The sequence below is a fragment of the bacterium genome, from assembly GCA_024224155.1.
In the GTDB taxonomy this organism is placed as follows: Bacteria; Acidobacteriota; Thermoanaerobaculia; order Multivoradales; family JAHEKO01; genus CALZIK01.
In genome coordinates, this window is sequence record JAAENP010000466.1 from 1 (window position 1) to 7,408 (window position 7,408).

At 61.1% G+C, this 7,408-nt stretch carries 3 protein-coding genes and 1 pseudogene; 1 reads left to right on the forward strand and 3 read right to left on the reverse strand.

Annotation, left to right across the window (positions count from 1 at the left end):
* Positions 1-32 precede the first annotated feature (32 nt).
* A complete protein-coding gene (locus GY769_22515) occupies positions 33-3,062 on the forward strand; it encodes a discoidin domain-containing protein (protein MCP4204692.1) in 3,030 nt (1,009 codons plus the stop codon).
* 298 nt (positions 3,063-3,360) lie between these two features.
* Here the strand turns inward: GY769_22515 and GY769_22520 are convergent.
* The 3 genes and pseudogenes from GY769_22520 to GY769_22530 all read right to left on the reverse strand — a co-directional run bounded on the left by GY769_22520 (position 3,361) and on the right by GY769_22530 (position 7,157).
* A pseudogene (locus GY769_22520) lies at positions 3,361-4,416 on the reverse strand (IS3 family transposase).
* A gap of 127 nt (positions 4,417-4,543) precedes the next feature.
* On the reverse strand, positions 4,544-5,965 hold the full coding sequence (locus tag GY769_22525; protein ID MCP4204693.1) for a phenylacetate--CoA ligase family protein: 1,422 nt from the start codon (positions 5,963-5,965) through the stop codon (positions 4,544-4,546).
* A gap of 94 nt (positions 5,966-6,059) precedes the next feature.
* Positions 6,060-7,157, reverse strand: coding sequence for a hypothetical protein (locus tag GY769_22530; GenBank protein MCP4204694.1), 1,098 nt, complete (start codon positions 7,155-7,157; stop codon positions 6,060-6,062).
* Positions 7,158-7,408 lie beyond the last annotated feature (251 nt).

A 7,408-nucleotide genomic window follows, 5' to 3' on the forward strand; every position in this document is an offset into this window, starting at 1 on the left:
GAGGCTACACAGCTCGGGCGAATGGCCTGGACATGAACGACGACGGGTTGATCGGGCAGGCGGGGGTGGACGATCTGGTCTGCGACGACACCTCGGGCACGGGCGTTCAGTCGAACGACATCGACGGTGATGGGCAAGCGGAAGACCAGGTCTACGTCGATTGCGATGGGGCCGGTCTGGACTTCGCGGGCTGCGGGGGTCCGAACAATCCGTGCGCCACGATCACCTACGCCTTCAACACCCGAGCCAACGGCACGGGCAGCGGCAACTTCGAGGACATCGTCTGTTTTCGCGGAACGTGTCGCGACGTCAATAATCTGACACCGGCCGTCGGCGGACTGGCTGGCTACCGGACCAAGCCGCAGTCGGGGAGTGAGGCGAAAGATTGGCAGCTCCCCACCAATCCGGCGATGCTGATTGGCTGGGATGCGGATGGCGATGGACACTACCCGCCGTTCGACACCGACGACACGGCGGTCATCGACGGGGGACCGCCCAACAACTACAACCGGACCTTCGTTCTCAACGCCTACGGCGCGAACAACAGCTACTTCGAGATGGCCCACTTTTCGGTGGTCAACTATGGAAACCTCAACGCGCCGGGAACGGACACGGGATTCATCGTCCCCAACTTCTTCGGCGGCACCGGGACCCACATCTACCTGCACGACCTGGAACTCGACCGCATCAACCAAGATCGTGTACACGCGGGCGCCAGCGATCGCAGCACCTTCAACATGTTCGGCTGCCTCAATCTGCGCTACTTCGCCGCGATTAACATCAAAGCGACCAACATCGGTGTCTACTTCATCCGAGGCAGCTGCGGTTACGGACCTGGAACCGGGGGGCCGTTTCGTTGGCAGAACATCTCCTACACCGCGCATGGCGCCGACAACTCGAAAACCACTATCGCGAAGATGTGGGGCTACAACCAAGGACTCGAGTTTCTCGATTCGGTGATAGACGGCAACGCGTCGGCCTGGACGCCCTGTGGCAGCGGAGGTAACTGCGCGTCGGTCGGTTTCCAACCCGCCCAATGCACACGCGACTGGGTGATACGCAACAACGAGCTGATCGATCTCATCAACGCTCTACACATACAGGCTCATTCAAGTGGAGCCTGTGAAGGGGCAAACGCCCGCTCCGTCGACGATATCGTCTTCGACCGCAACATCTACCGGGACAAGTCCCCTCATTGGACGAGTCAGACTTACGCCGTAACTTTCAGCGATGGCGGAGCTTCCGCGAGCGAGTCTTCCGAAGACGTCACCGTAACCAACAACTTCTTCTCCTCAGATTCCTACGGGGCTTGCCTCTACTACTTCGGAGGCAACAACGGCGGGCCGAACCCCGGCACCATCACCTTCTCCAACAACACCTGTCATGGGGACCCAGGGTTCGCGGCAATCTACATCGATCAGCTCTACCCCTTCCCCCACCAGTCCTTCGACATCCGCAACAACATCTTCTCCGGCCATGGACCCTTCGACCTCAACCTGCGAACCGACTACGCGCCCTCGAACTGGATCTCCGACTTCAACGTGTTGGACGCCGACGGCCTCTACTCCTGGAACAACGGACCACAGACCAGCCTCTCCCAATGGCGGTCGAACTCCGGAGGAGACACCAGCTCGGCCGAATGCGATCCACTCTATGCGAATGAGGCGGTTGAGGACTTTCACCTCCTCACGGCTGACACCTGCGCCCAGAATCAAGGCATGGCTCTCCCTGCTATCAACCGGGACATCGACGGTGACCCCAGGCCCCAGGGCGCGGCCTTCGAAATAGGCGCGGACGAGATCTCGACGGGCAACTCGCCGCCGAGCGTGAGCGTAAGCTCGCCGTCGAACGGGTCCACCTTCAGCGACGGCGCCTCGATTAGCTTCTCCGGGAGCGCAAGCGATGCCGAAGATGGTGTACTGACCACCAATCTGTCTTGGAGCTCCAGCATCGACGGCCCGATTGGAAGCGGTGGCTCTTTCTTAGCGGTCCTTTCCGTCGGCAACCACACCGTTACGGGATCTGTGATCGACAGCGGGGGACTCACCGGCTCCGACTCGGTGAGTGTTACGGTCGAAGTGGTCAGCAACAACGCGCCCGCCGTCACCATCTCGTCGCCCGCACCTGCCAGCTGCTCGCTCGCTGTGGGAGAGGCTGTGACTTCCAGCGGCAACGAGTTCCCCGGCCGCGAGGCAGCGAAGCTCGTCGATGGAATGGCGAATCAGGCAGATGTTTTCTGGGCAGCAGACGGCAACGGTAACTGGGTCGAGATCGACTTGGGGACCGAGCAGACGGTGGACAGCCTAAAGGTGGCCCCCTTTGCGGGGTCGCCGGGGAATCCCTACTTCTACGACGAAGCTTGGACGGTACAGTATCGCGACAGCGCAGGCGTTCTTCAGCACTTTGCATCTGTCGGCAAAACTGCCGGCGCCGGCACGCTCGCCGGTCCCGGAATCAGCATCACCGACGGCCGCCCGGGCATCACGACCGCAGATACCGACTACATGTACTACGAGTTTGACGTGGCCCCCGTGGAGCTACGATACGTTCGCATCACCGTGACCATCGGGGACCGCGACCTCGACAGCAACGGCGCGGAGCTCGAGCTCTGCCGGTCGAATCTGCTTCAAGAGGGGACTCAGGTCAGCTTCTCTGGCGCCGGGACCGACATCGAAGACGGCGACCTCACTGCCTCCCTGGTCTGGACTTCCAACATCGACGGAGTGATAGGGAGCGGCGGTGCCTTCCAGGCCGCGCTGACTCCCGGCTTTCACACTGTCACGGCGGCAGTCACAGACAGCGGCGGCCTCGTGGGGTTCAACAACGTCTCAGTCACGATCTTTGTCCCGTGTACGTCACCGCAAGAGCTCGTCTTGGCCAACGACACGGTCATCTCGCCGGAGATTCATCTGGCATGCAACTCGATAACGGCTGGGCCAAGCTACGCCATCCTCTCCGGAGGCGATGTCGAGCTGCAAGCGGGTCAGGTCATCCGGCTTCAGGACGGGTTCTCCGTCGAAGCCGGCGGCGCGTTCAAAGCCTCGATCGTCCCCATGAGGTGAGCTGAACCTGGCGACGTAATCGCCTGTCTCGCCGGGCCTACGCTCCGCTCACCGAGACTCGCACTGCGTGAGCCGACGCGCTCCTTTCCGCTGACCGACAGCCTGGTCGTGGCTCCGAGTACGCAAACCGCCAGACAGCCCAGGGCGACGACTGGACTGCCCGGACTGTCGCTCCGACCCAGGCCGCAAGCGACCCGTGGTCAGGGTGGCTCTTCACCCCTTTTTGTGATCCACCCGATTCGCGAGTTTCGGGCTCGTTCCGGTCCTGAACCTGGATGACTCCGGCCCGATATCGGGCCGGAGTCATCCGCTGCAAACTCCTGTGGGGCCTGTCATTGTTGTACTCATCCTTCCACGTCTCGAGGACGCCATCGGCCTCCTCCAAACTTCGAAACCAATGTTGCGATAGGCACTCTTACCGAACCAGGCTGTTGAAGGCCTCGATGCGGGCGTTGTCCCCTGGCCTGCCCGGTCGCGAAAAATCGAGTTTGACCTTGTTCCAGTACGCCCAGGCATCGAGTGCCTTCGATGTGAACTCCGTCCCGTTGTCGACCAGGATCCTTTTCGGAAACGGCCTTCGACGGCCCACTTGACTCAGGATCTCCGCTACCGAAGCACCGCTAAAACCCACGCCTGCGCGCAGTGCCAAGCACTCGCGCGTATGGACATCGATCAAGGTGAAGATCCGAAGCGTCCGGCCGTTGGCCAGCGCATCGTGCATGAAGTCCGTCGACCAGTACTGGTTGGGTCCCGTCGGATCTGGACGCGCGCAGCGCGCAACGGACTGCGCCGTCGCCGGCGCTTCTTGCGTCGCAGTGCTAGTCCTTCTTCCATGTACAAGCGGTAGACGCGCTTGTGATTGATGTTCCAGCCTTCACGCCTGAGGTACGTGTGCAGCCGCCGGTAGCCAGCGTAGGTGCGCACACCCGCCAACTCTCGCCGGCGCCTTCTCAGCGGCTCCTGCGAAGGCCGGCGGCTCCTGTAGCGCAGCGTCGAACGCGCCACCCCTGTGGCTGAGCAGGCCCGCCGCTCCGTTACCTGGTAAGCGCTACGCGCCCACTCGGCAACCCGACGCCGATCGGCGGGCCTCACCATTTTCTTGCAGCGCCTCCCGCAGGATGGTCTTGTCGAGGCTCAGGTCCGCCACCAGCTGTTTCAACCGGCGATTCTCGTCGCGCAGCTGCCGGAGCTCGCGCGGCTCCGGCACACCGAGGCTGCCGTAGACCTTCTTCCACCGAAAGTACGTCGCCTGGCTGATTCCGAGCTTGCGGCAGATATCCGCCAACGGAGTCCCGGCTTCGCCCTGGCGCAGCGCCATCGCGATCTGCTCCTCACTGAACTTGCTCTTCCGCATCCGATCCGTCCTCCTCTCTGGCCTCACCAGAGTCTGCGGCTGGAGCGGAACGCTACCGCGAAAACGAGAGTCGCGGTGGATCAACAAACAGGGTCAAGAGCCCAGGCGTGCGTTAACTTCCGACACGCTAAGCCAACGGCGACTCGGGATCCGCACGAGCTGAAGAGCCATTGGTTTCGCTTTCCCGTTCGGCGAACGACGGTGAGATCACTGAGATTACGAAACGACGTTTGTTCGAAGGGCTGAGCAGTATGTTGTTGACGTACTCGAATTCGACCTGCAGAGAGCTCTCGGTTGCTTCGGCCACCGACCGTCGGATCCGCTCTTCCGTCGTCGCCTTGGCGTAGTCGGGGGTTGTGACAATCCGGGCGGTAATCCGGTCCTGGTGGGCCTGAATGATCTGAAAGAGTCTGATCCCGGAAAGGTGCTCGAAGAGGATCGTGAAAAAGTGAACTACGAGAGCGGAACCGTTGGGCGCGATGACAATATCCGCGACACGGCCTTCGATGCGCTCGAGCAAAGGCAGCTCACGGCCACAGGCGCATGCTCTCTGCTCGGACGGTACAGCGACGTCCTGTGTCGCGTAGCGGACGAGCGGCATCGCCCGGTTGTCGAGCTGGGTCACAACGACCTCGCCCAGCTCGCCCGGTGCCGCAGGTCGGCCCTCCTTTAGGATTTCGATCACCGAGTTCTCTACATGCAGGTGATATCGGTCTCTTTGCTCGCACTGCGAGGCGAGATGGAAGCCCTCGCCGCCGGCGCCGTAGTAATCAACCACACCGACCCCGAAGGTCTCCTCGATGGTATGACGATAGGAGGGGAAGAGAGTGTCTCCCGTTGAGAGGATGTGCTCGATGCCGGGGTTGGACACACCCAGACGATTCATCGCCTGGCTGAGTAGGTAAAGAGAAGAGGCATAGCCGATGAGATGTTTGATCCGCTTCTTCGTCAGAGCGCTCAGCACTGCCTCGACGTCGTGTTTGTTGGCGTTGAAGCCATGATAGGAGCAGCGGAAGAGGACGTCTTGTAACCTCTTCTTCCATGCCGAGCGGGGATTGAGGTTCAGAGTCAAGTAGGGCTCGCCCTGGACGTAGCCGCCCCATTCCCACATGCGCAGCCTCAGGGCCCAGAACATCGATTCTTGCTCGGCCGATCGGAAGTACGTCATCGGCTCGCCTGTGGAGCCGCTTGTCTTGATCGCATAGGACCGGCCACGATACGAAGCAAGGGGAAACTGCTCCCGTGCGCTCCGGAGATCCGCCTTGGTGACGATGGGTAGGCCGTCGAGCTCTGGGTAGGCGGACGCAGCTCGTCGCTCCATGGCGGCCTCGCGCCAGAATCGTGAATAGAAGTCGGAGTTCTCTCTAGTCCATGCGAGGATGTTCGTCAGCTTTGCGTTCTGGAGATTCTGCAGATCTGCGCGTGGGAGCCATTGACTTCTCTCAAGCGATCGAAAGTAGCGCGAAACGTTGGTCCTGTTCAGCGCGTCGAGGGTGGGAAACACGACGCCGCGAAAGAGGCGAGGATACCAGCCGTCAGGCATTTTCACCGGCCTGGCCATCCTGAGCTTCCACCATCAGTCGAACATACTACCCCTCGAGACGAGTCATGGCTCTTCACGCAACCAGTCCAGGGAGGGGCCATTAGCCGACCGGGCCTCTTCCGGATAGAGCTCGCCTGACATTGCCGAAGAACTTCATCAGGTGGCGAGGCCGGATGCTGGAGATCACCCGTGGGTGGAGCTTGCGCATAGTGCGAAAAAGCACATCTTCGACCAGCCGCCGCCACTTCCAGCGACTTGTGGAGACACCAGCATCGAGGAGGCGATTGGCTCTCTCGACGTATCGTGCAGCCGTAGCGTCGCCCACCAGCAGTTGCCCTCGCTCGTCTCGAACAGGAACAACGCCGACGCTGGCTATTTCTTCGGTCGTTAATGTTGCCTGAAAGACGAACGAGCTGCAGGTTCGGGGCGTCTGACGAATAGTGAGGCGAGAGTCCACATAGTGATCGCTCGTGGTCAGGTTTCCCAGATTGTAGACGATCACACCATTGCGATACTCCTCGATGCCCTGGACAACGTGGGCATGATGCCCGAGGACCAGCGACACGCCCTCGTCGACCAGTGACCGCGCAAACTTCGTCTGCCCAGGCGATGGAAGGTGACAGTACTCGATTCCCCAATGGAGTGACACGATGAGGTGATGGACCGTCGACCTTAGGCGGCGAACGTCCTCTCTGACGCGGGCTTCCTCCAGCAGGTTGACACCGCAAGTGCCCTCGCCGGCCTCGTGAGATGGTCGGGTGTCGGGCGCGACATAGCCCAGCCAACCGAGTCGAACGCCGCGGATTTCGACGATGCGGTGTGCTCGCGCTTCAGCGGCATTGCGGCCGGCTCCGAAGTAGATGATTCGCTGCTTCTCGAGATGTCTTCGAGTCTCTTCGAAACCGGCGAGCTGCGCGTCAAAGGCGTGGTTGTTTGCGAGGTTGACGACGTTGACACCCAGTGTGTCGAGGGTGCTTGCGATCACCTCGGCCGGCGCGACGATACGAGGCTCCTTGGCTGTCAGGTCGCCACTCCCGATGGAGGTCGTCTCGAGATTCGCGAAGACGATGTCGCTGCCCAGTATCTCCAGCAGATCGGCGGCGACAGTCGGTAGACGGCCCTGCTTGGCCACTTCCGACCATTCGCCGATCAACATGAGATCCCCCAAAGCGGAAATCACCACACCACCTTGATTCACGCCAGCTCCCTTTCGGATATCGTCGTCATCATCATCAGGTGACTCGACGAGAGGCTGTCGGGACCGATTCGGCCCTCCCTCGACGGCTCTATCGCGTATTAGCTAGGCGTTGCCTCTCGTTTCTCAGTTACGGTTCGGAGACAACGGGTAAGCTCCAGCTTTCTGTTCTTTGCGCCGAAAAGGGACTGAATGCGCTTTCGTGCTTCGACGGAGGGCCCTGCATCTACAGCTTCTCGTATCGCCCGTGTCGC

What these genes read in the sequence shown, in the direction of transcription:
- GY769_22515 (MCP4204692.1), top strand. Translation starts at nt 33, where the DNA reads ATGAACGACGACGGGTTGATCGGGCAGGCGGGGGTGGACGATCTGGTC.